This window comes from Pseudomonas sp. EZ-C24 (assembly GCF_014525325.1).
In the GTDB taxonomy this organism is placed as follows: domain Bacteria; phylum Pseudomonadota; class Gammaproteobacteria; order Pseudomonadales; family Pseudomonadaceae; genus Aquipseudomonas; species Aquipseudomonas shirazensis.
On the sequence record NZ_JACDIU010000014.1, the window covers coordinates 821,244 to 841,698 of the forward strand.

Genomic DNA, 20,455 nt, shown 5'->3' on the forward strand with positions numbered 1-20,455 from the left:
GGCTGCCATGGCAAATCGGAGCGTCTCCGCATGTCCACTTCCCATGAGGTATCACCGGCCACCTTGCGCCGGGTCATCGCGGCCTCGGCCGTTGGCAATTTCGTCGAGTGGTTCGACTTCGCCGTCTACGGCTTCCTTGCCACACTGATCGCCAGCCAGTTCTTCGCCAGCTCCGATCCCGGCGCCGGCCTGCTGAAAACCTTTGCCGTATTCGCCGTGGCCTTTGCCTTGCGGCCATTGGGCGGCATCGTGTTTGGTGCTTTGGGAGATCGGCTCGGGCGCAAACGCGTGTTGTCGATGACCATTCTGCTGATGGCGGGCTCGACCACCCTCATCGGCCTGCTGCCCACCTACGCCAGCATCGGTATCGCCGCGCCGCTGTTGCTGACCCTGGCGCGCTGCCTGCAAGGCTTTTCCGCTGGTGGCGAGTACGCCGGTGCATGCGCTTATCTGATGGAACACGCACCGCAAAACAGACGCGCGTTCTATGGCAGCTTCGTGCCGGTGTCGACCTTCTCGGCGTTTGCCTGCGCGGCAGTGATCGCCTACGCCCTCGAGGCAAACCTGAGCAGTGACGCGATGAACACCTGGGGCTGGCGGGTGCCGTTTCTGATCGCGGCGCCATTGGGCCTGGTCGGTCTGTACCTGCGCTGGCGCATGGAGGAAACCCCGGCGTTCCGCGCGGCCATCGCCGAAGGCAAGGTGCACAGCCATTCGCCGCTCAAGCAGACCCTGCGCAATCACGGCCGGGCGATCCGCAACCTCGGCGCGTTCATTTCGCTGACGGCGCTGTCGTTCTATATGTTCACCACCTACTTTGCCACCTACCTGCAACTGGTCGGCAACCTGACCCGCGCGCAGTCGTTGCTGGTGACCACTGTGGCACTGCTGTTCGCCGCTGCCGGCTGCCCACTGGCCGGGTTGCTTTCGGACCGCATTGGCCGACGCAAGACCATTGGTTTTACCTGCCTGTGGGTGATGGTTGCGGTGTTCCCGGCCTACTGGCTGGCGAGCTCGGGGTCGATGTCCGGCGCCTTGCTCGGCGTGATCCTGCTGGCGGTCGGTGCGCTGATGAGTGGCGTAGTCACTGCCGCGCTGCTGTCGGAAAGCTTCCCTACCCGCACCCGCTACACCGCTTCGGCGATCACCTACAACGTTGCCTACACGCTGTTCGGCGGCACCGCGCCGCTGGTTGCGACCTGGCTGATTGGCCAGACCGGCAGCAGCCTGGCACCTGCGTTTTATCTGGTGGTGATCGCCTTGCTGGCGTTGATCGGTGGCCTGGCGCTGCCGGAGACTGCGCGGGTTTCACTGCATGACGAGGTGCCGACAGGGCAGCCTAATCCCGCCGTTTAAGCTATGTGTGCGGGGTCGTTGAGGCCCCGTGGCACAGTTAGTTGCGGTAGTCGCCACCGTGCACGGCCCAAAGGTAGGCTTTGTCTGCCTCAAGCCTCAGGTCACGCCACTCTTGCCACGTCACCAAGCCCAGCCGGTCCATTTCGTCAGCCTGATAGAGCAGCCGCTCGTGGTAGGTGTTGGGGCAGTCCATGCGCTGCTGGCGGTCCTCAAGCAGGTGATACCACCCCGACAGTGCCGAGATCCGCTGTTCATCCTGTGGCTGCAAGGAGGCATCGAAGACATTCATTGGCAGTTACCCGGCGCTGGTTTCCCGGTTGAGTCAGCCCAGCGCCGAGGGGTTCCTGCGAACTTGCCCATGGCCTGCTCAGCGGTTAGAGGCTGCGGGTAATGCCGCCATCGACGCGGATGTTCTGCCCAGTAATGTAGGCGGCGCCTTCACTGGCCAGAAATGCCACGGTGGCGGCGATTTCTTCGCTGGTGCCATAACGCTTGAGCGGTACGCTGTCGCGGCGTTGCTCGGTGCTGGGCAAGCTGTCGATCCAGCCGGGCAAGACGTTGTTGATGCGCACGTTATCGCCGGCATATTCGTCGGCAAAAATCTTGGTGAACGCGGCCAGCCCTGCCCGGAACACCGCTGAAGTCGGGAACAGGGAGCTAGGTTCAAAAGCCCAGGCGGTAGAAATATTGATGATCACGCCACCTTGCTGGCGCTGCATGATCGGGGTAACCAGGCGACTGGGACGGATGACATTGAGCAGGTACGTGTCCATGCCAAGCTGCCAGTCCTGATCGCTCAGCTCCAGAATCGGCGCCCGTGGGCCGTGGCCTGCGCTGTTGACCAGCACATCGACGCGGCCCCATTTGGTCATGACCGCATCGACCAGTGCTTGCAGATCGGCAGGGGACTGATTGCTGCCGGTCAGGCCGATACCGCCTAGTTCAGCGGCAAGGGCCTCGCCTTTGCCGGAAGAGGACAGGATCGCGACGTGAAAGCCGTCGGCGGCTAGTCGGCGGGCGGCGGCGGCGCCCATGCCGCTGCCGCCGGCGGTGATAATGGCTACTTTGTCTGCTGACATGATTGCTCCTGAGTACACATTGATGACGCTTAAAGGCTACACCCGAGAGCAGGCTCGTCAGCAGTCATGAATAATCACGAGAGCCAGTAGAAAAACTTCTGGGTAGATCCGGATTTGAAACTCACCCGCACGGCCATTGGCCGATGCGGTCCTACTCATCAAGGTGTTATTTCCAGCAGATCAGGGCCGTCTTCCATGCCACCACGCAGCACATCCCCAGAGCACGCCTTCACCGGCTTCGTCAGCGTGCGCGGCGCCCGCGAACACAACTTGCAGAACGTCGACGTCGACATCCCTCGCGACGCGCTGGTGGTGTTTACCGGTGTGTCCGGCTCAGGCAAATCCTCGCTGGCGTTTTCCACCGTGTATGCCGAAGCGCAGCGGCGTTATTTCGAATCAGTGGCGCCTTACGCACGGCGCCTGATCGATCAGGTCGGCGTACCCGATGTCGACGCCATTGAAGGCTTGCCGCCAGCGGTAGCCCTGCAGCAGCAACGCGGCAGCCCCAGTGCGCGCTCCTCGGTGGGCAGCGTGACCACCTTGTCGAGTTCGATCCGCATGCTCTACTCGCGCGCCGGCAGTTACCCCGACGGGCAACCAATGCTGTACGCCGAGGACTTCTCGCCGAATACGCCGCAGGGCGCTTGCCCGGAGTGCCATGGCCTGGGCCGCGTCTATGAAGTCACCGAGGCGAGCATGGTGCCCGATCCTTCTCTGACTATCCGCGAGCGTGCGGTGGCGGCCTGGCCGTTGGCCTGGGGCGGGCAGAATCAGCGCGATATCCTCGTCACCCTCGGCTACGACATCGACAAGCCATGGCGCGATCTACCGCAAGAACAGCGTGACTGGATCCTGTTCACCGAGGAAACCCCGACTGTGCCGGTGTACGCCGGGCTGACTCCCGAGCAGACCCGCACAGCGCTCAAACGCAAGCTGGAGCCGAGTTATCAAGGCACATTCAGTGGCGCCAAGCGCTATGTGCTGCACACCTTCATGCACTCGCAAAGCGCGCAGATGCGCAAGCGCGTCAGCCAGTACATGCGCCCGAGTGCATGCCCGCTGTGCGCCGGCAAACGCCTCAAGCGCGAAGCCCTGACCGTCACCTTCGCCGGCCTGGACATTGCCGAGCTCTCGCAGCTGCCGTTGCAGGACCTGGCCGTGGTATTGCGCACGGTGGCCAATCCCGACTACCTGACCAACGCAGAGCAAAGCGGCGCTACCCTCTCCCATCAGCAAACCCGCGAGGCCCGCCAGCAACGCGCAGCCAAGGGCGAGCCGGCGCACAGCGGCGGCCCGGACGTGCGCCACACGCCCAATCTGTCGCTGGAGAAACGCCTGGCCGCGCAACGCATTGCCGCCGAACTGCTGGAACGGATCAACACCTTGATCGACCTTGGCCTGGGTTATCTGGCACTCGAGCGCAGCACGCCCACGCTGTCGTCCGGCGAGCTGCAGCGGCTGCGCCTGGCCACTCAGCTCAACTCGCAACTGTTCGGCGTGATCTATGTGCTCGACGAACCCTCGGCCGGCTTGCACCCGGCCGATAGCGAGGCGCTGTACGCGGCCCTGCAACGGCTGAAAAGCAGCGGCAATTCAGTGTTTGTGGTCGAGCACGACCTGGACACCATGCGCCGCGCCGACTGGCTGATCGATGTGGGCCCAGCCGCCGGCGAGCACGGCGGGCAGATTCTCTACAGCGGCCCGCCAGTGGGCCTGGCCGAGATCGAGCAGTCGTGTACCCGCGCGTATCTGTTCGCCGAGGCCGGGCCGCAACATCAGCAACCAAGGGCCCCCCAGGGTTGGCTGACACTGGAGGGCGTAACCCGCAACAACCTGCAGGACCTCAGTGCGCAGTTCCCGCTGGGCTGCTTCACGGCGGTTACCGGGATCTCCGGCTCGGGCAAGTCCAGCCTGGTCAGCCAGGCGCTGCTGGAACTGGTCAGCGCTCACCTGGGCCAGCCGGAGCAAGCCGCAGAGCCTGACGAACAGAGCCTGGAAGACGAGCCTGAGCAGGCCAGCAGCGGCCGCATAGTCGCCGGCCTGGAGGCGATCAAGCGGCTGGTCAAGGTCGACCAGAAGCCGATCGGGCGTACCCCGCGCTCCAACCTGGCCACCTACACCGGGCTGTTCGATCACGTCCGCAAGCTGTTTGCCGCCACCGAACAGGCCAAGGCGCAGGGCTTCGACGCCGGACGTTTCTCGTTCAACGTTGCCAAGGGCCGTTGTGAAACCTGCGAAGGCGAAGGTTTTGTCAGCGTCGAGTTGCTGTTCATGCCCAGCGTCTACGCGCCCTGCCCGACCTGCCACGGCGCCCGCTACAACCCGGCAACGCTGGCAGTGACCTGGCAGGACATGAGCATTGCCGATGTGCTCGGCATGACCGTCGAACAAGCGCTGCAGGTGTTTGCCGAACAGCCGCCCGTGCGGCGCAGCTTGCAGGTGCTGGCCGATATTGGCCTCGGTTATCTGCGCCTTGGCCAACCGGCCACCGAGCTGTCCGGTGGCGAAGCGCAACGGATCAAGCTGGCCACCGAGCTGCAACGCAGCGCGCGCGGCGCCACCCTGTATGTGCTGGATGAGCCCACCAACGGCCTGCACCCGCAGGACGTCGACCGCCTGCTGCTGCAACTGAACCGGCTGGTCGACGGCGGGCACACGGTGGTGGTGGTCGAGCATGACATGCGTGTGGTGGCGCAAAGCGACTGGGTCATCGACATCGGCCCTGGCGCCGGCACTGCGGGTGGCCAGGTCGTCGCCAGCGGCGCGCCCGCCGATGTCGCCCGCTGCAAGCAAAGCCGGACGGCGCCATTTCTGCAAAGTGTACTGCGCTCAACTACCCAGTAGCGTTTGCAGTTCAAGGGCATCGCCCAAGGCTGCATCGCCTGCCGTGTTGTCAAAAATGCACCAGGTCGCCGAGCCGGACTCGGCGCGGGCCAGCAACTGCGGCCCCAGCGCCTGCAGCCAGGTGCTGGGGTAATCGCTGAAATAGGCACGCGGTGAGCCATGCAGGCGCCAGTACGCAAGGCCTGGCCAGCCACGCGGCTGCGCGTCCAGGGCAAAGCGCGCCGGGTCTGCGCCCACCAGTGCCACCTGCAACTGCTCCATCAGCGCTCCGGCCTCGGCCCAGCTGGGGTGGCGCGCTTCCAATGCCACAGGCCCTGGATACACCTCGCGCACATCAGCCATGAAACGCTCCACTAGCAGCGGCTCGAAAGCCAACGACGGCGGCAGTTGCACCAGCACGCAACCCAGCGCTGACCCGAGCGCCGTGCACTGCGCAAAGAACTCAGCCAAAGCTTGCGCGCAATCGACCAGACGCCGTTCATGGCTGATGGCACGCGGCAGCTTGACCGAGAAGCGAAACCCCGGCGGCACCGCACCTGCCCAGCGCGCATACGTGGCTGGGCGATGCGGTCGATAGAACGAACTGTTGATCTCTACCGCCGTGAGCTGGCGGGCGTAGCGCTGCAGATGGCTGCCCTCGCCTGCCAGCTGTGCAGCGTAAGTACGTGAGATGCTCCAGCCGGCACAACCCAGATAAATCATCAGCCTCTCCCTGCTTGACTTGCCCGTCAGCCAGTGGAGTTGCAGAACGGGGTCGAGGTTCAGCCGGCATCACCCGTTGTCAGCGGATTACCTCCAGGAAAAAGTTGCCGAATAAGCCAGCACTTCTATATTCACTTAACCCTGCCTCATGCGATGGCGACCATGGCCAGCACCGCCCAGCTGATCATTTGCGAGCACTGCGACTGCGTTTATCAGCAGGTTGTGCTCGGCAAACATCAAAAGTCCTTGTGCGTGCGCTGCGCCGGCGTGCTGGAGCGCTACAACGGCCTGACGGTGGAACAACGCCTGGCGCTGACCATCACCGCAGCCATGCTGTGGCTGTTCGCCAACTTCTACCCGATCATGACCATCAGCCTGCAGGGCCTGAAAAACAGCGCCACCTTGTGGGATTCAGTACTGGCGCTGAGCCAGGGACCCATCACCTTCATTGCCATGGTCGCAGCCATCGCCATCATCATCGCGCCGGCGTTTCAGTTGATGCTGCTGATCTGGGTACTGGCCTTTGCCCTCAGCCAGCGCCGCGCGCCGGCGTTCAAACTGTGCATGCGCTGGCTGGAAACCCTGCGCCCGTGGAGCATGCTCGAAGTCTGCCTGCTCGGCGCCATGGTCGCGGTTTTCAAGCTGGCCGGGATGCTGGCGGTGCTGCCCGGTATCGGCCTGTTCGCCCTCGCCGCGCTGAGCCTGCTGCTGATCCGCATCGCTGGTCGCGATATCCGCGAACTGTGGGCGCTGCCATGAACCGCACTGCCAGCAATCGCCCACCGACGGCCGCCGAGCTCAACCTGTGCCTGTGTCACAGCTGCGGCCTGGCCTGCGACATGCGCGACGAGCCACTTAGTTGCCCGCGCTGCGACGCACCACTGCACCGGCGCAAGGTCAACTCGCTGGCCCGCACCTGGGCGTTCATGCTGGCCGCGCTGGTGTTCTACATCCCGGCCAACCTGCTGCCGGTGATGAACACGACCATGCTCGGCGACGGTGCCGACAGCACCATCATGAGCGGCGTGCTGGAGTTCTGGGCGCACGGCGCGTGGGACATCGCGCTGATCATCTTCATCGCCAGCATCGCGGTGCCGGGGGTCAAGTTCGTCGCGCTGTCGCTGCTGCTGATCACCGTCCAACGGCGCAGCCGGTGGGCGTGCCGCGAGCGTTCGCAGTTGTACCGGTTTGTCGAGTTGATCGGCTACTGGTCGATGCTCGACGTGCTGGTAGTGGCGCTGGTTGCAGCGCTGGTCAAGTTCCAGGCGCTGGGCGATATCGAGCCGCGCGTCGGGATTCTGTTCTTTGGCCTGGTGGTGGTGTTCACCATGCTCGCGGCGATGAGCTTTGACCCGCGTCTGATCTGGCAAGCAGGACCTGAGGAGGCCACGGATGAAGTCGCCCGCCACTGAAGCACCCGCAGAACCGGGACCGCCACCGATCAAGACGCGCCGTTTCAGCGTGTCACTGGTGTGGCTGGTCCCGCTGGTGGCGGTACTGGTCGGCCTGTCGTTGGTGATTCACAGCAAACTGCAGGAAGGCCCGACCATCACCCTCAACTTCAAGACCGGCAGTGGCCTGGTGGCGAACAAGACCGAGGTCAAATACCGCAGCGTGGTCATCGGTCACGTTTCGGCGGTGGCCCTGAGCGATGATCAACGCAGCGTCAACGCCACCGTCCAGCTGGACAAGCAAGCCGAGGGCTTCACCCGCGAAGACTCGCAGTTCTGGGTGGTACGCCCGCGCATTGGCGCCGGCGGCGTGTCCGGTATCGATACGCTGCTGTCGGGTGACTATATCGGCGCCGACATCGGCCAGGCCGAGGGCCGCGCCAAGCGCTTCAAGGGCCTGGAAAACCCGCCGCCGATCACCTACGGCGAACCCGGCAAGCGCTTCACCCTGCACACCCAGGACCTCGGCTCGCTGGATATTGGCTCGCCGGTGTACTACCGCAAGATCCCGGTCGGCCAGGTAGTCGCCTACGCGCTGGATGCCGACGGCAAAGGCGTCAATATCGAAGTGTTCATCCACGCCCCCAACGACGCCTATGTCACCGACAACACGCGCTTCTGGAACGCCAGCGGCATCGACGTCAACGTCGGCGCCAACGGCGTGGCGATCAAGACTGAATCGCTGTCGACCCTGCTGGTTGGCGGCATCGCCTTCCGCGCACCAGAGTACAGCCCCAACGATAGCGCCGCCGCCGAAGACCGCACCTATGAGCTGTTCGATGATCAGCAAACCGCGCTGGCCCCGCCGAGCGGCAAAGCCCAGTACCTGACATTGCGTTTCGACCAGGCCATGCGCGGCCTCAAAGTGGGCGCGCCGGTGGAGTTTCTCGGTATCGAGATCGGCCGAGTGGTCTCGGTCAATCTGGACTTTGATGAAGTGCAACGCAGCTTCCCGATCAACGTCGGGATCGTGGTGTATGCGCAGCGATTGGGCCAGGCGCACAAGAAAATGCTCAAAGCGCTCAAGCATGATCCGGATGACATGACCGCCACCGCCCAGGTGTTCAGTTCGTTCGTTGCCAACGGCCTGCGCGCGCAGGCACGCAATGGCAACCTGCTGACCGGTCAGCTATACATCGCCCTGGACTTCTTCCCCAAGGCGCCCAAGGTCGCCTTCGACCTGAACGCCAGGCCAATTGCGATCCCGACCCTGCCCGGCAGCCTGGAAATCCTCCAGGAGCAACTCCAGGCGATGCTGGAAAAAATCAACAAGTTGCCGGTCGAGCGCATCGCCGGCAACCTTGATGGCAACCTGGTCGAGCTGCGCAAAGGCCTGATGCAGTTCAACAGCCGCACCCTGCCGGGGGTGCAGAGCACCCTGGCGGATGTCAGCAAGACCTTGCAGTCGGCCAGCGCCACGCTCGCCGAAGACTCACCGCAGCGTGAGAAGCTCAGCGAGACCCTCGACGAACTCGGCCGAATGTCGCGCTCGTTGCGCGATCTGTCCGATTACCTGGGGCGTAACCCAGAGGCGTTGATCCGTGGTCGACCAAGCAATGCGCCACCAATCGACCTGCAAGGCCCGCCGCGCAACTGACCCGGAGCGATAGCCATGACTTCACCCTGCACGCTCATGCTGCTCGTCACGCTGGCGCTGATGGCAGCGTGTCGCAGCGAGCCGATCCAGTTTCACACGCTGATGCCAACCCAGGTCAGCCGCTCCCCGGCCGGCAGCGAGATCGCCATCGAAAGCGTCAGTGTGCCCGCGCAGGTCGACCGCGCCCAGATCGTGATTCGCCAAGGCGCCAGCGGGCTGGCCATTCTGGAAACGCAATGGTGGGGCGCCAGCCTGGCCGATGAGCTGCGCAGCGCCTTGGCCGAGCAACTAAGCAGTGGCGTGCCTGGCCAGCAACGCTCGGTAAGAATCATTGTGCAGCGCTTTGATTCCGTGCCCGGCCAATACGCGCTGCTGGATACCAAGTGGCGCCTGCGGGTCGCCGCAGGCGCCAGCCTGGATTGTCGCAGTGTGGTGCAAAGCCCGGCCGGCGCATCAATCGATGCAGTAGTTACGGCCCATCAACGTAACCTGATGCGGCTGGCCTCGCTGATCAACCAGACCGCGCGCAATCCGCAAGCAGGCTGCGCAGCCAGCCCAAGCCTAGGCCCGGGCGTCTGACTACTCGGTAGGCGATTCGGTATTCACATAGGTCGGCACTTCGGCGAGGGCCAACGCGCGACGCTGCTCACGCTGCGGCAGGCGCCTGGCCGGCAGCGGCTCGAGCATCTGCGCCTGCCCGGTGATCAACGCCCGCTCGATCGCCATGATCACGCGGACATCGCGCCATCCCTCCTCCGCGTCTGGCTCCGGCGCCTGATCGTTGAGGATGCAATCAGAAAAGTACGCCGTCTCGCCAGCAAACTGATCCACCACTGGATGCACATGCACGCGGGTGGTGTCGTCGAGGGTTGCGCGGTAGCTGATCGCGACATCTTCACCATAGCCATAGCAAGGCGAGGCTTCGATTTCGCCCCCGCTACCAAGCAACTGGAAACGCTCCGAGTCGGGTAGGCAGTAGCTGACGGTAAATTGCGCCAGGCGCTCGTCAGGAAAACGCAGCGACACGCTGACAGTGTCCCAGGTGTCGATCCGACTGCCTGGAGAATGGCTGCCCTGCGCACTGACCTCGATCGGCTCGGCATTGAACAGCTGGCGCACCATGTTCAGCGGGTATGGGCCCATGTCAGCTACCGGGCCTGCGGCAAAGCCGCTGTGGGCACGGTGATTGCTCGGCTTGACGGTCTGGGTGAAGATCGAGGTGAACAACCGTGGTTGGCCAAACTCGCCGCTATTCACACGCTCGATCATCTCCAGCGTGCCTGGCTCACAATGCAAACGGTAGGCGACCATCAATTTAGTGCCTGTGCGTTGCGCCACATCGCGGATGGCCACGCAGTCGTCATCGCTGGCCGCCATGGGCTTTTCCAACAGCACATGAATGCCGGCTTCCAGCGCCGGGATGACGAACTCGCGATGGCGGTAGTTGGGCGTGGCAATGTAAACCGCATCTATTTCACCTGAGGCGAGCAGTGCTGCGTAATCGGTGTAGGCCCACGCCTTGAGCTGATAGCGGCTGGCCAGCTGACGGGCCTTCTCAGGGTCGCCAGTCACCAGTGCAGCGAGCGCCGAATTGTCGGTCTGGCCGACCCCAGGCATGAATGCACCCTGTGAGATCGAACCGCCGCCAACCACTGCGTAGCGGATTTTGCCATCTGAACTGGGCATTGCTGTCTCCTTGCGGGAATTATTCACTAGCTAGGAAGTGGGCAAGCAAGCCGGGGCGCGAGTTCGATTTTTTTCTTTGTGGTTCTCACCAGGCGCGTACAAGTGATGCAACGCAATCAGCTTGTGCTGTAGTCGTATTTTGTTACCTGCAGGCCAGTGATTTTGTCTGGACTCCCCCCGGCGACCTCTCTAGGCTACGGCCTCCGTCAAGATAGGGTCCCACCTGTGAAGCAGTCCTCCGGCACATTAAAGTCCGCCCTCTGGGGCTTGCTGCTGGCTACCAGCCTGTGCGCGCACGCCGACCGCGAGGCACCAACGCTGGTTTATTCGTGGCCGGTCAATGCGGGCCCGCTCGACCCGCGCGGCTACGCACCCGACCAGATGTACGCACAGGCCATGGTCTACGAGCCGCTGGTGCGCTACACCGCAGCCGGCACGGTCGAACCCTGGCTGGCCAGTAGCTGGCACGTCAGCGACGACGGCAAGACTTACACCTTCACCCTGCGCGACGGCGTGCGCTTCAGTGACGGCACGCCGTTCGATGCGGCTGCCGCCAAGGCCAATCTGGATGCGGTGCTGGCCAACAGCAAACGCCATCGCTGGCTGGAGTTGGTCACTACGCTGGAGCGGGTCGAAGCGCCGGACCGGCGGACCCTGCAACTGTTCCTCAAACACCCCTACTACCCGACCCTGATGGAACTGGCCCAGGTACGCCCACTGCGCTTCGGTGCGCCGCTGGCCAAACCTGGCGAGCCAGTCGGCACCGGTCCTTGGCAGCGGGTCGAGAGCCGCCTGGGCGAATTTGATCGGTTCACCCGCAACCCGTATTACTGGGGCGCGCAACCCGCCTACGGCGAGGTGCTGGTCAAAGTCATCCCCGACCCCAACAGCCGCGCGCTGGCTCTGCAGACGGGGCAGATCGACCTGATCCAGGGCGCTGCCGGCGAGATCACCGCCAGTACTTTTGTGCGTCTGCGCGATCAGGGCTTTGCCAGTGCACTGTCAGCACCGTTGGCGACTCGCAGCCTGGCGATCAATACTGGCAGAGGCGCAACCCGCGACCTGGCGGTGCGCAGGGCGATCAACCATGGTCTGAACAAACAGGCGATCATCGACAATATTCTGTATGGCCTGGAGCCCCGCGCCGACACACTGTTCGCGCCCAACCTGCCTTATGCCGACCTCGGCCTTGCGCCGTACGCCTACGACCCTGCCCTCGCCGCCCGCGAACTGGATGCTGCAGGCTGGCAACTGGTGCCCGGGGCAAGCGTGCGCAGCAAGGGTGGCGAGCCACTGGCAGTCGAACTGGTGTTCCTCGGCACCAGCGCCCTGCAAAAGAGTCTCGCCGAAGTGTTCCAGGGCGAGTTGGCCAAGCTTGGCATGCAGATTACCCTGCGCGCTGTTGAGGAAGGTGCGCTGGTGAGCCGCCAGCGCGAAGGCGACTTCGGCATGATCTTCGCTGACACCTGGGGCGCGCCCTACGATCCACACTCGTTCGTCAGCTCGATGCGCTACCCCGGCCATGCCGACTACATGGCCCAACGTGGCTTGGCGATCAAGGACCAACTCGACCAGCGCATCACCAAGGTACTCGCCAGCACCGACCCACAGCAACGCGCCGAGCAGTACCGTTTCATCCTCACCACCCTGCACGAGCAGGCGGTGTATGTGCCGATCTCCTACCTGACTGCGATCAGCCTGCGCCGCGACGTGGTCGACCACGTGCAGTTCGGCAGCACCCTGTTCGATGTGCCGTTCGAAGCCATGACTCCCAGCCAGGAACATTGACCGATGCTGCGCTATATCCTGTTGCGCCTACTGTTGCTGTTACCGGTCATGCTGGCCGTGTCGTTGCTGGTATTTGTCTTGCTGCATCTGGGCAGTACCGACCCTGCGCTGGACTACCTGCGCCTGTCGCATATCCCGCCCACCGACGCGGCAGTCGCTGAAGTGCGCCAGGCGCTGGGGCTGGATCTGCCCCTGTACCAGCAATACTGGATCTGGCTGTGCAAGGCGCTGCAGCTGGATTTCGGTATCTCTTACCTGACCGGTCGGCCGGTGCTTGACGATCTGCTCTATTACCTGCCGGCGACTTTGCAATTGGGCGGCCTGGCCCTGGCCTGCACCCTGCTCTTCGCAGTGCCGCTGGGCCTGCTGGCGGCACGTTGGCAGGGGCGCTGGCCAGATCACGCAGTGCGCGCGGTGACCTTCATCGGCGTGTCGATGCCCAACTTCTGGCTGGCGTTTTTGCTGATTGCGCTGTTCTCGCTGTGGCTGGGCTGGCTGCCGGCGCTGGGCCGCGGCAGCCCCGGCCAGCTGGTGATGCCAGTACTGGCGATCGCGCTGATGTCGATGTCGATCAACGCCCGCCTGCTGCGTGCAAGCCTGCTTGAAGCCAGCGGCCAACGGCATGTCACCTACGCCCGTGCCCGGGGTTTGCCCGAGCGGCGGGTGTGGCGCGGGCACATCCTGCGCAATGCCTGGCTGCCACTGGTGACCGCGACCGGCATGCACGTTGGCGAACTGATCGGCGGTGCGCTGGTGATCGAAACCATTTTTGCCTGGCCCGGGGTCGGCCGCTTTGCCGTATCGGCGGTGCTCAACCGTGATTTCCCGGTGATGCAGTGCTTCACCCTGCTGCTGACCGGCCTGCTGATGCTGTGCAACCTGCTGGTGGATATCTGCTATGCCTGGCTTGATCCGCGCAGCCGCCTGCAGGGGGTCGACGCATGAGCGCCTTTGCCGCGGTGCCGCACAAACCGTTGCGACTTCGCTGGAGCCTTGCGGCAGGCGCGCTGCTGGTCAGCTTGCTGGTGCTGCTGGCAGTGTTCGGCCAGTGGCTGGCACCACATGATCCGGACTTGATCGACGTCGGCCAACGCCTGCAACCGGCCAGCATGAGTCACTGGCTGGGCACCGACCACCTCGGCCGCGACCTGCTCTCGCGGCTGATTGTCGGCACCCGCTTGTCGCTGGGCAGCGTGCTGTTGACGCTGTCCCTGGTGTTGGCACTAGGTCTGCTGGTCGGCGGCGTCGCGGGGTTTGTCGGCGGCAAGCTGGACCTGCTGCTGATGCGTCTTTGCGACATGTTCATGACCTTCCCCACGCTGGTGCTGGCGTTTTTTTTCGTCACCCTGCTCGGCACCGGCTTGACCAATGTCATCGTCGCCATCGCCCTCTCCCACTGGGCCTGGTACGCGCGGATGGTGCGCGGCCTGGTCATCGCCCAGCGTGGCCGCGAGTACCTACTGGCAGCACGGCTGGCCGGCGCTTCGCGCTGGAGCCGGCTGCGCCAGCATGTAGTGCCCAACATCGCCGGGCCGCTGCTGGTGCTCGCCACTATGGATATCGGCCATATGATGCTACACGTCTCCGGGCTGTCGTTTCTCGGCCTTGGGGTGACGCCGCCAACTGCCGAGTGGGGGGTGATGATCAACGACGCCAAGGAGTTCATCTGGACCCATCCACAACTGCTGTTGTGGCCGGGGCTTATGATCTTTTTCTCGGTGATGGCCTTCAACCTGCTCGGCGACGCCCTGCGCGACCGCCTCGACCCTGCTCAGGAGCGCCACTAGATGCCCACCCCCACCCTCGAGTTGCGCACCCTCAGCGTTGCCAGCCGGAACACGCTGCTGGTCGATCAACTCAGTCTGCAGCTGCACCGGGGCAAGGTCTGCGCGCTGGTTGGCAGCAGCGGTTCGGGCAAGTCGCTGAGCTGTCTGGGCATGCTTGATCTGCTGCCGCAGGGCCTGCTGCGTAGCGGTGGCGAGCTGTTGCTAGACGGCGTTTCGCTGGCACCTGCGCAGGTGCGCGGGCACGTTGCGAGCCTGGTTCTGCAAAACCCGCGCAGCGCATTCAACCCAGTGCGGAGCATGGCCAGTCATGCTCAGGAAACGCTCAAGCTGCGTGGCGTGCATGGCGCCGATGCCCGTCAGCAAATGATCGAATGCCTTGCCGCAGTTGGCTTGGGCGATCACCAGCGGGTGCTCGAATCGTTCGCCTTCCAGCTCAGTGGCGGCATGCTTCAGCGCATGATGATCGCCTTGGCCTTGATGGCGCAGACCCCTTATCTGCTGGCCGATGAGCCGACCAGCGACCTCGATGCACTGAGCCAGGCACGCTTCCTCGAACTGTTGATGGAGCTGGTTGAAGGACACGGGCTAGGCGTGCTGCTGGTGACTCACGACATGGGCGTGGTCGCACGCTGCGCCGACCACGTGCTGGTGATGGACGCCGGGCGCATCGTCGAACGGCAAGACACCCAAGGTCTGTTCGACGCACCCGCGAGCGCCAGCGCCCGTACACTGCTAGACGCGCACCATCTGCTGACCGGGGGTCATCCATGAGCCTGCTGCGAGTACAGCAAGTTGAACACGGTTATCGCAGTGGCGGGCTGCTCGGCAGAGGTAAGTGGCTGCAGGTGCTGGAAGGCATCGATGTACAGTTCGAGGCCGGCCAGACCACCGGCCTGCTCGGTAGCAGCGGCAGCGGCAAAAGCACTCTCGCCCGCCTGCTGCTCGGCCTTGAGCGGCCCAGCCAGGGCCAGGTCAGCTTCGCCGGGCGGGACGTCAGCCGCTTGCGTGGCGAGGCGGCGCGCGATTTTCAGCGCGCCGTCCAATTGGTGTTTCAGGACGCGCCGAGCGCGTTCAATCCACAGCGCTCGATTGGCTGGAGCATCGCTGAGCCCCTGCGTCATCTGAGCACGATCAGCCAAGCAGCCCAACGCCAGCGCGTGTTGCAGTTGCTGGAGCAACTGGGCCTGTCGGCCGAACACGCCGAGCGTTTGCCGCAACAACTCAGTGGCGGTCAATTGCAGCGGGCCAATATCGCTCGAGCTCTGGCGATTTCACCCCAGCTGGTGGTGCTCGATGAAGCCCTGTCCAATCTCGACCGGGTGTTGCAGGTGCAACTGTTGCAGCGGCTTGAGCAACTGCGCCGCGACACCGGCACCGCGTTCGTGCTGATCAGCCACGACCTGAGCCTGGTGCGCTACTTCTGCCAGCGTGTAATGGTGCTTGCGGATGGCCGCATCGTCGAGGATCGATCCGTCGATCAGGAGCTCAGTTTTCAGCACTCAGCAGGCCAGCAGTTGCAGGCAGCGATGCTGCCAAGCCGTCCTGAGCGTGCGCGTAGCGAGTTTGATCTCGCGTGAAAAAATATTTTCAACAGCCTGCATCCAAACCCGTTCCTGGCGGGTAGTACTGTCAGCAGCCCATCGCTGCCACTCGGTTACTCACCAGGAGATACACCATGAATGGCAAACGTCCTCTCAGCCTGATCAGCGCTTCCCTGGCCATCGGCGGCCTGTCCCTGTTCATGCAGACCGCCCAGGCGCAAATGGGCCTGCCGGATGCAGTCAAGGTGCCGGACGGCAACAAAGTGATGATGGAAACCGTCGGCGTAGGCGAGATCACCTACGAGTGCCGCGACAAGGTAGATGCCGCCGGCCAGACCGAGTGGTTCTTCGTCGGCCCCAAAGCCGTGCTCAATGACCGCAAGGGCAAAGCAGTCGGCGACTACTTTGGCCCACCTGCAACCTGGCAGGCCAAGGATGGTTCGAAAGTCACCGGCACCCAGGTCGCCGTCTCCCCAGCCAGCAAAGGCGACATCCCCTACCAACTGGTCAAGGCCAACCCCGCCGACGGCAAAGGCGCGATGCAGGGCGTGAGTTACATTCAGCGCACCGCGACCAAAGGCGGCGTAGCTCCCGCCAGCGCATGCACTGCCGCCAACAAGGGTGAGAAACAGGTTGTCAAATATCAGGCCGACTACATCTTCTGGTCTGCCAAGTGATCGACGTGCACGGCAAGTGCTGACTACAAAAGTCGTCTAAGCTCTGCGACAAACCCCGGCCAGCCGGCTGGGGTCCGCACCCCTTGCCAATGGCTGAACAGAATTTGTCCTTGCCTGAAACCGCGTTTGATTATCAACGTTGCCTGCTGGCCTGCGCTGCAGGCGATCGTAGAGCCCTGCGCGAGCTGTATCAGCAGGAAAGCGCGCGTTTGCTCGGGGTCGCCCTGCGCATCGCACGCGAACCGGCGGTCGCTGAAGACATCGTCCATGACGCCTTCGTGCGCATCTGGACGCATGCCGCAAGCTTCGACCCAGACAGAGGTTCGGCACGTGGCTGGATCTACAGCGTCACCCGGCATCTGGCATTAAACTTCGTGCGTGATGGCGCCCGCCAGGTGCCTCTGGATGAGCAACACGACGAGGCGCTGCAAGCCTCTGCGCAGTGGCAGCCAGTGGACTTTACCGCGCAGGCGCATTCGGCGCGGATTTACCACTGCCTGGAGCAGTTGGAGCCGGCGCGGCGCGACTGCATCCTGCACGCCTACGTCGACGGCTGCACCCATGCAGAAATCGCCCAGCGCATGAGCACGCCGCTGGGCACGGTCAAGGCCTGGATCAAACGCAGCCTGGCAGCATTGCGGGAGTGCATGGGATGAACAACGACCAGAGCAACGCCGATGAGCTGGAGCAACTGGCCGGTGAATACGTACTGGGCACGCTCGACGCCGAGCAACGTGACGCCGTGCAACAACGCCTGGCCTATGACGGTGCCTTGCGCGCCGCTATCGATGCTTGGGAGCAACGCCTGCTGGAGTTGACTGCCCTCGCCCCGGCGCAACAACCCTCGAGGCAACTGTGGCAGCGCATTGGCCGCAGCCTGGACAACCTCGCTCCACGTGAAGCAGCCCCCGAACGCAGCGTGAACACCTCCTGGTGGAACCTGCTGCCGCTGTGGCGTGGCCTGGCAGGTGCTGGCCTGGCGGCATGTCTGGTGATGGCCGTGGCGCTGTCGAGCCAGACTGTCACGCCGCCGCAGACCTCCTATCTGGTCGTGCTGGTCGCCCCGCAAGACCGCGCCCCGGGCTGGGTGATTCAGGCCAGCAGTCCGCGTGAGGTCGAGCTGATTCCACTCGGCCAAGTCACTGTGCCGGCCGACAAAACCCTGCAGTTCTGGACCAAGGGTGATGACTGGCAAGGGCCGGTCTCGCTAGGTCTGGTCCAGCCAGGGGAGAAGATTTCGGTGCCGCTGGACAAACTGCCGCCGCTTGAAGCGAACCAGTTGTTCGAACTGACACTGGAGAATGCCGGCGGATCGAAGACTGGCAAGCCGACTGGGCCGATTCAGTTTATTGGCCGGGCGGTAAAAGTCATCTGATTGTCGGCATGGAGCCTGTGGCTTCGAGGTTGAGCACGCATGAGCTATGTGGACAAAGCTGTCCAAAAGCCCTCATGCTCACGGCTTCAAGTTCACGACCGAGCAAGGAAGCCATCATGACTGTTCGCGGTAACGACCGGCAGATCGACAACATCGAATTCAATGTCAGCGACATTGCCCGCAGCAAAGCGTTTTACGCCAAGGCATTCGACTGGACCTTCGTCGATTACGGCCCGACCTACACCGAATTCAGTGACGGTCGCCTGAGCGGCGGTTTCACTACCGGCGAACCGGTACGCCCCGGCGGCCCGCTGGTGATTCTGTACGCCGACGATCTGGATGCGACTCAGCAGCGGCTGCTGGCTGCTGGCGCGCAGATCAGCCGGCAGACCTTCTCATTCCCCGGCGGCAGCCGCTTCCACTTCATCGACCCGGACGGCTACGAGCTGGCGGTGTGGACTGCAACAAGCACTGCTTGATCGGCCCGTTCAGTTGTCACCGAAAAAACTGCGCCCGCGTTCCTTGAGCAATTCGACCATCGCGGCCACGGCCGGTGGCAGATAGCCCTCGGCGCGAATCGACACCGCCACAGTGCGGTGCATGGTGGTTTCATCCAGGGTCACCGCACGCAAGCGCGACATACCGTGGCCGTGCTCAAGGGTTTCCCTCGCTACAAAGCTCAGCAGCCGGGTGCGCTCGATCAGGCGGGGCAGCATCGAGATGCTGTTGGCTTCGATCTGCACCTGTGGCATCGGCAAATGGCGAGTGGCAAACACGTTGTCGATCCAGCGCCTGGAACTGACCGTGATCGCCGGCAGCACCCAGCGGTATTGGCAAAGGCTGTGCAAGGTGATCGGCGCGGCAAACAGTGGATGGTCGGCACTGGCTACCACCACGGCCTCATCCTGCAGGATCGGGTAACTGCTGACGTGCGGATCATCGACGATCAGCGGGCAGATGATGGCATCCAACCGCCCCGAGCGCAGCGACTCCTTGAGCAGATCGTCCTGGCCGATGGACAGCTGCAAGGTCAGCTCGGGCGCGCGCTGCAACAGCGACTCGGTCAGCCGCGGCAACAAGTACTCAGCCATGCTCGCCGCGCAACCGAGGCGGATGTTGCCAATCAGACCACCGGCAAAATCGCGGACCTCGCGCTCGGTTTCGGCGATGTTCAGCTGCAATTGCCGACCTCGTTCAAGCAGCAACTCGCCTACGTCGGTCAGCTTGATACGCCGGCCATCGCGCTTGAACAGCCGCGTGCCAAGTGATTCTTCCAGCCGCTGGATACTTTTGCTCAAGGCGGGCTGGCTGCGGTTGAGCCGTTCGGCAGCCCGGCCAAGATGACCAAGCTCAGCGATGGTGGCGAAGTAAGTCAGGTCGCGAAGGTCCATGATTCATGAATTTCAGTTATAGGTTCATCGAAATTAGAAAATAGACTTGATCGATTGCGCCGTCGATAATTTTCTCCAGTAAGCGCCGTTACCGGGTCGAGGAGAATCACCACGTGCAGTTGTTCCTATCAAATCCCCTGCTGATCCTGCGTTGGCTGGCCCTGATCGGTTGTGCTGCCGCCAGCGGCCAACTACTGCATGCGTTGGCAGTGCCTGCAGGATTGTTTCTCGGGCCGATGCTGACCGCGATCGCCTTTGGCGTCAGTGGCACCGGGCTGCGCCTGCACAAACAGGTGTTTCGCTTTGGCCAGGGCTGCGTCGGCCTGATGGTTGCCCACTCGATGAGCTGGACGGTACTGGCGGCCTTGGCGCAGTCGTGGCCGGTGATGCTGATAACCACGCTGCTCACTGTGCTGTTGAGCGCCATGGTAGGCCTGGCCACTGTACGTTACGGCGGTATCTCGGCCGCGACTGCAGCCTGGGGCACAGCCCCTGGCGCAGCTTCGGCGATGGTCTCGATGGCGGAAGCACACGGTGCCGATCCTCGGGTAGTGGCAACCATGCAATACGTGCGGGTCGTCTGCGTAGTAATGATCGGCGCGCTGGTCAGCCACTTGCTTGGCGCCGGCGATATCGCCAGCAAGGCGTTGGTACCAGCCGCCAGCACCCCTGCGGTACAGCTGAACCAACTGCTGCCATGCCTGGCAGTGATTGTGATCGGGATAACCCTGGCCGCCAAACTGCCTGCGGGCGCGCTGCTGGCACCGTTGTTGATCGGTAGTGCGCTGCAACTGAGTGGCCTGATGCAGATCACCCTGCCCGGCTGGTTGCTGGCCTTTGCCTATGGCGCCATCGGATGCTACGTAGGCCTGCGTTTCGATCGTGCCACGGTGCGTTATGTGGGGAGCCGCTTGCCGACCATGATCGCCGGAGCGACCGGCTTGATCGCGCTGTGCGCCGGCTGCGCCTGGTTGCTGGCATGGGTCACTGGACATGATTTTCTTTCGATGTACCTGGCAACCAGCCCAGGCGGGCTGGATGCCATGGCCATCATTGCGGTGGAAACCCACTCAGATGTCGGGCTGGTGCTGGCAATGCAGACCTTGCGCCTGTTTGCCGTGATCATTACCGGTGCCTTTTGCGCCAGACAGATCATCCGCCTGGCCAAGGCCTGAAACCCG

At 63.4% G+C, this 20,455-nt stretch carries 21 protein-coding genes; 16 read left to right on the forward strand and 5 right to left on the reverse strand.

Annotation, left to right across the window (positions count from 1 at the left end; all coding sequences use genetic code 11):
* Nucleotides 1–30: 30 nt before the first annotated feature.
* Entirely contained in the window at nt 31–1,356 is a 1,326-nt protein-coding gene (locus IDM28_RS12870) for an MFS transporter (protein ID WP_188036127.1), read from the forward strand.
* 37 nt (nt 1,357–1,393) lie between these two features.
* Here the strand turns inward: IDM28_RS12870 and IDM28_RS12875 are convergent, their stop codons facing one another.
* On the reverse strand, nt 1,394–1,645 hold the full coding sequence (locus IDM28_RS12875; protein ID WP_101320022.1) for a hypothetical protein: 252 nt from the start codon (nt 1,643–1,645) through the stop codon (nt 1,394–1,396).
* A gap of 85 nt (nt 1,646–1,730) precedes the next feature.
* Nucleotides 1,731–2,435 carry an SDR family oxidoreductase gene (locus IDM28_RS12880; RefSeq protein WP_188036128.1) on the reverse strand — a complete coding sequence of 235 codons (705 nt, stop codon included), beginning with the start codon at nt 2,433–2,435 and terminating at the stop codon, nt 1,731–1,733.
* Nucleotides 2,436–2,630: 195 nt separating this feature from the next.
* Between IDM28_RS12880 and IDM28_RS12885 the strand changes: the two genes are divergently transcribed.
* Complete coding sequence (locus IDM28_RS12885; protein ID WP_188036129.1) at nt 2,631–5,279, forward strand: excinuclease ABC subunit UvrA; 2,649 nt, start codon at nt 2,631–2,633, stop codon at nt 5,277–5,279.
* Here IDM28_RS12885 and IDM28_RS12890 read toward each other — a convergent pair.
* Nucleotides 5,265–5,981, reverse strand: coding sequence for a DUF72 domain-containing protein (locus IDM28_RS12890; RefSeq protein WP_188036130.1), 717 nt, complete (start codon nt 5,979–5,981; stop codon nt 5,265–5,267). The two genes, IDM28_RS12885 and IDM28_RS12890, sit on opposite strands and share 15 nt — an antisense overlap.
* A 162-nt stretch (nt 5,982–6,143) precedes the next feature.
* Between IDM28_RS12890 and IDM28_RS12895 the strand changes: the two genes are divergently transcribed.
* From IDM28_RS12895 to IDM28_RS12910, 4 genes are read left to right on the forward strand one after another with little or no spacing between them, the layout of a single operon-like run.
* Nucleotides 6,144–6,740, forward strand: a complete 597-nt coding sequence (locus IDM28_RS12895) for a paraquat-inducible protein A (protein ID WP_101320028.1) — start codon at nt 6,144–6,146, stop codon at nt 6,738–6,740.
* Entirely contained in the window at nt 6,737–7,393 is a 657-nt protein-coding gene (locus IDM28_RS12900; RefSeq protein ID WP_181107412.1) for a paraquat-inducible protein A, read from the forward strand. Before IDM28_RS12895 ends, IDM28_RS12900 begins: the two co-directional genes overlap by 4 nt.
* Nucleotides 7,374–9,029 (forward strand): intermembrane transport protein PqiB, encoded by a 1,656-nt coding sequence (locus IDM28_RS12905; RefSeq protein WP_188036131.1) that lies wholly within the window; start codon nt 7,374–7,376, stop codon nt 9,027–9,029. Before IDM28_RS12900 ends, IDM28_RS12905 begins: the two co-directional genes overlap by 20 nt.
* Nucleotides 9,030–9,044: 15 nt before the next feature.
* Nucleotides 9,045–9,608 carry a membrane integrity-associated transporter subunit PqiC gene (locus IDM28_RS12910; RefSeq protein ID WP_188036132.1) on the forward strand — a complete coding sequence of 188 codons (564 nt, stop codon included), beginning with the start codon at nt 9,045–9,047 and terminating at the stop codon, nt 9,606–9,608.
* On the opposite strand, the gene IDM28_RS12915 is transcribed toward IDM28_RS12910, so the two are convergent.
* Nucleotides 9,609–10,715 (reverse strand): Gfo/Idh/MocA family protein, encoded by a 1,107-nt coding sequence (locus tag IDM28_RS12915; protein WP_188036133.1) that lies wholly within the window; start codon nt 10,713–10,715, stop codon nt 9,609–9,611.
* 225 nt (nt 10,716–10,940) lie between these two features.
* On the opposite strand from IDM28_RS12915, the gene nikA reads away from it, so the two are divergent.
* The 9 genes from nikA (at nt 10,941) to IDM28_RS12960 (ending at nt 18,362) form a co-directional block, all read left to right on the forward strand.
* Nucleotides 10,941–12,503, forward strand: a complete 1,563-nt coding sequence (gene nikA / locus IDM28_RS12920) for a nickel ABC transporter substrate-binding protein (protein WP_150569045.1) — start codon at nt 10,941–10,943, stop codon at nt 12,501–12,503.
* A gap of 3 nt (nt 12,504–12,506) precedes the next feature.
* On the forward strand, nt 12,507–13,448 hold the full coding sequence (gene nikB / locus IDM28_RS12925) for a nickel ABC transporter permease subunit NikB (RefSeq protein ID WP_188036134.1): 942 nt from the start codon (nt 12,507–12,509) through the stop codon (nt 13,446–13,448).
* Nucleotides 13,445–14,290 carry a nickel ABC transporter permease subunit NikC gene (nikC, locus tag IDM28_RS12930; RefSeq protein WP_150569044.1) on the forward strand — a complete coding sequence of 282 codons (846 nt, stop codon included), beginning with the start codon at nt 13,445–13,447 and terminating at the stop codon, nt 14,288–14,290. The genes nikB and nikC overlap by 4 nt, the downstream gene beginning before the upstream one ends.
* Nucleotides 14,291–15,061 carry an ATP-binding cassette domain-containing protein gene (locus IDM28_RS12935; RefSeq protein WP_150569043.1) on the forward strand — a complete coding sequence of 257 codons (771 nt, stop codon included), beginning with the start codon at nt 14,291–14,293 and terminating at the stop codon, nt 15,059–15,061. It begins immediately after the preceding gene.
* Nucleotides 15,058–15,867, forward strand: a complete 810-nt coding sequence (gene nikE, locus IDM28_RS12940; protein ID WP_150569042.1) for a nickel import ATP-binding protein NikE — start codon at nt 15,058–15,060, stop codon at nt 15,865–15,867. Before IDM28_RS12935 ends, nikE begins: the two co-directional genes overlap by 4 nt.
* 98 nt (nt 15,868–15,965) lie before the next feature.
* On the forward strand, nt 15,966–16,508 hold the full coding sequence (locus tag IDM28_RS12945) for a DUF3455 domain-containing protein (protein ID WP_188036135.1): 543 nt from the start codon (nt 15,966–15,968) through the stop codon (nt 16,506–16,508).
* A gap of 89 nt (nt 16,509–16,597) precedes the next feature.
* Nucleotides 16,598–17,164: a sigma-70 family RNA polymerase sigma factor gene (locus tag IDM28_RS12950; protein ID WP_101320050.1), complete on the forward strand. Its 567-nt coding sequence runs from the start codon at nt 16,598–16,600 to the stop codon at nt 17,162–17,164.
* The gene (locus IDM28_RS12955) at nt 17,161–17,883 is read left to right on the forward strand and encodes an anti-sigma factor domain-containing protein (protein ID WP_188036136.1); all 723 of its coding nucleotides are present in this window, start codon (nt 17,161–17,163) and stop codon (nt 17,881–17,883) included. Before IDM28_RS12950 ends, IDM28_RS12955 begins: the two co-directional genes overlap by 4 nt.
* 116 nt (nt 17,884–17,999) lie before the next feature.
* Nucleotides 18,000–18,362: a VOC family protein gene (locus IDM28_RS12960; protein ID WP_188036137.1), complete on the forward strand. Its 363-nt coding sequence runs from the start codon at nt 18,000–18,002 to the stop codon at nt 18,360–18,362.
* 9 nt (nt 18,363–18,371) lie between these two features.
* Here IDM28_RS12960 and IDM28_RS12965 read toward each other — a convergent pair whose 3' ends face one another.
* Nucleotides 18,372–19,274 (reverse strand): LysR family transcriptional regulator, encoded by a 903-nt coding sequence (locus IDM28_RS12965; RefSeq protein WP_101320056.1) that lies wholly within the window; start codon nt 19,272–19,274, stop codon nt 18,372–18,374.
* A gap of 113 nt (nt 19,275–19,387) precedes the next feature.
* On the opposite strand from IDM28_RS12965, the gene IDM28_RS12970 reads away from it, so the two are divergent.
* Nucleotides 19,388–20,449 carry an AbrB family transcriptional regulator gene (locus tag IDM28_RS12970; RefSeq protein WP_150569040.1) on the forward strand — a complete coding sequence of 354 codons (1,062 nt, stop codon included), beginning with the start codon at nt 19,388–19,390 and terminating at the stop codon, nt 20,447–20,449.
* Nucleotides 20,450–20,455: the final 6 nt, after the last annotated feature.

What these genes read in the sequence shown, in the direction of transcription:
- IDM28_RS12935 (WP_150569043.1), top strand. Translation starts at nt 14,291, where the DNA reads ATGCCCACCCCCACCCTCGAGTTGCGCACCCTCAGCGTTGCCAGCCGG.
- IDM28_RS12905 (WP_188036131.1), top strand. Translation starts at nt 7,374, where the DNA reads ATGAAGTCGCCCGCCACTGAAGCACCCGCAGAACCGGGACCGCCACCG.
- IDM28_RS12895 (WP_101320028.1), top strand. Translation starts at nt 6,144, where the DNA reads ATGGCCAGCACCGCCCAGCTGATCATTTGCGAGCACTGCGACTGCGTT.
- IDM28_RS12875 (WP_101320022.1), bottom strand. Translation starts at nt 1,645, where the DNA reads ATGAATGTCTTCGATGCCTCCTTGCAGCCACAGGATGAACAGCGGATC.
- nikE (WP_150569042.1), top strand. Translation starts at nt 15,058, where the DNA reads ATGAGCCTGCTGCGAGTACAGCAAGTTGAACACGGTTATCGCAGTGGC.
- IDM28_RS12880 (WP_188036128.1), bottom strand. Translation starts at nt 2,435, where the DNA reads ATGTCAGCAGACAAAGTAGCCATTATCACCGCCGGCGGCAGCGGCATG.
- IDM28_RS12945 (WP_188036135.1), top strand. Translation starts at nt 15,966, where the DNA reads ATGAATGGCAAACGTCCTCTCAGCCTGATCAGCGCTTCCCTGGCCATC.
- IDM28_RS12885 (WP_188036129.1), top strand. Translation starts at nt 2,631, where the DNA reads ATGCCACCACGCAGCACATCCCCAGAGCACGCCTTCACCGGCTTCGTC.
- nikC (WP_150569044.1), top strand. Translation starts at nt 13,445, where the DNA reads ATGAGCGCCTTTGCCGCGGTGCCGCACAAACCGTTGCGACTTCGCTGG.
- IDM28_RS12950 (WP_101320050.1), top strand. Translation starts at nt 16,598, where the DNA reads ATGGCTGAACAGAATTTGTCCTTGCCTGAAACCGCGTTTGATTATCAA.
- IDM28_RS12910 (WP_188036132.1), top strand. Translation starts at nt 9,045, where the DNA reads ATGACTTCACCCTGCACGCTCATGCTGCTCGTCACGCTGGCGCTGATG.
- nikB (WP_188036134.1), top strand. Translation starts at nt 12,507, where the DNA reads ATGCTGCGCTATATCCTGTTGCGCCTACTGTTGCTGTTACCGGTCATG.
- IDM28_RS12960 (WP_188036137.1), top strand. Translation starts at nt 18,000, where the DNA reads ATGACTGTTCGCGGTAACGACCGGCAGATCGACAACATCGAATTCAAT.
- IDM28_RS12955 (WP_188036136.1), top strand. Translation starts at nt 17,161, where the DNA reads ATGAACAACGACCAGAGCAACGCCGATGAGCTGGAGCAACTGGCCGGT.
- IDM28_RS12965 (WP_101320056.1), bottom strand. Translation starts at nt 19,274, where the DNA reads ATGGACCTTCGCGACCTGACTTACTTCGCCACCATCGCTGAGCTTGGT.
- IDM28_RS12915 (WP_188036133.1), bottom strand. Translation starts at nt 10,715, where the DNA reads ATGCCCAGTTCAGATGGCAAAATCCGCTACGCAGTGGTTGGCGGCGGT.
- IDM28_RS12900 (WP_181107412.1), top strand. Translation starts at nt 6,737, where the DNA reads ATGAACCGCACTGCCAGCAATCGCCCACCGACGGCCGCCGAGCTCAAC.
- IDM28_RS12890 (WP_188036130.1), bottom strand. Translation starts at nt 5,981, where the DNA reads ATGATTTATCTGGGTTGTGCCGGCTGGAGCATCTCACGTACTTACGCT.
- IDM28_RS12870 (WP_188036127.1), top strand. Translation starts at nt 31, where the DNA reads ATGTCCACTTCCCATGAGGTATCACCGGCCACCTTGCGCCGGGTCATC.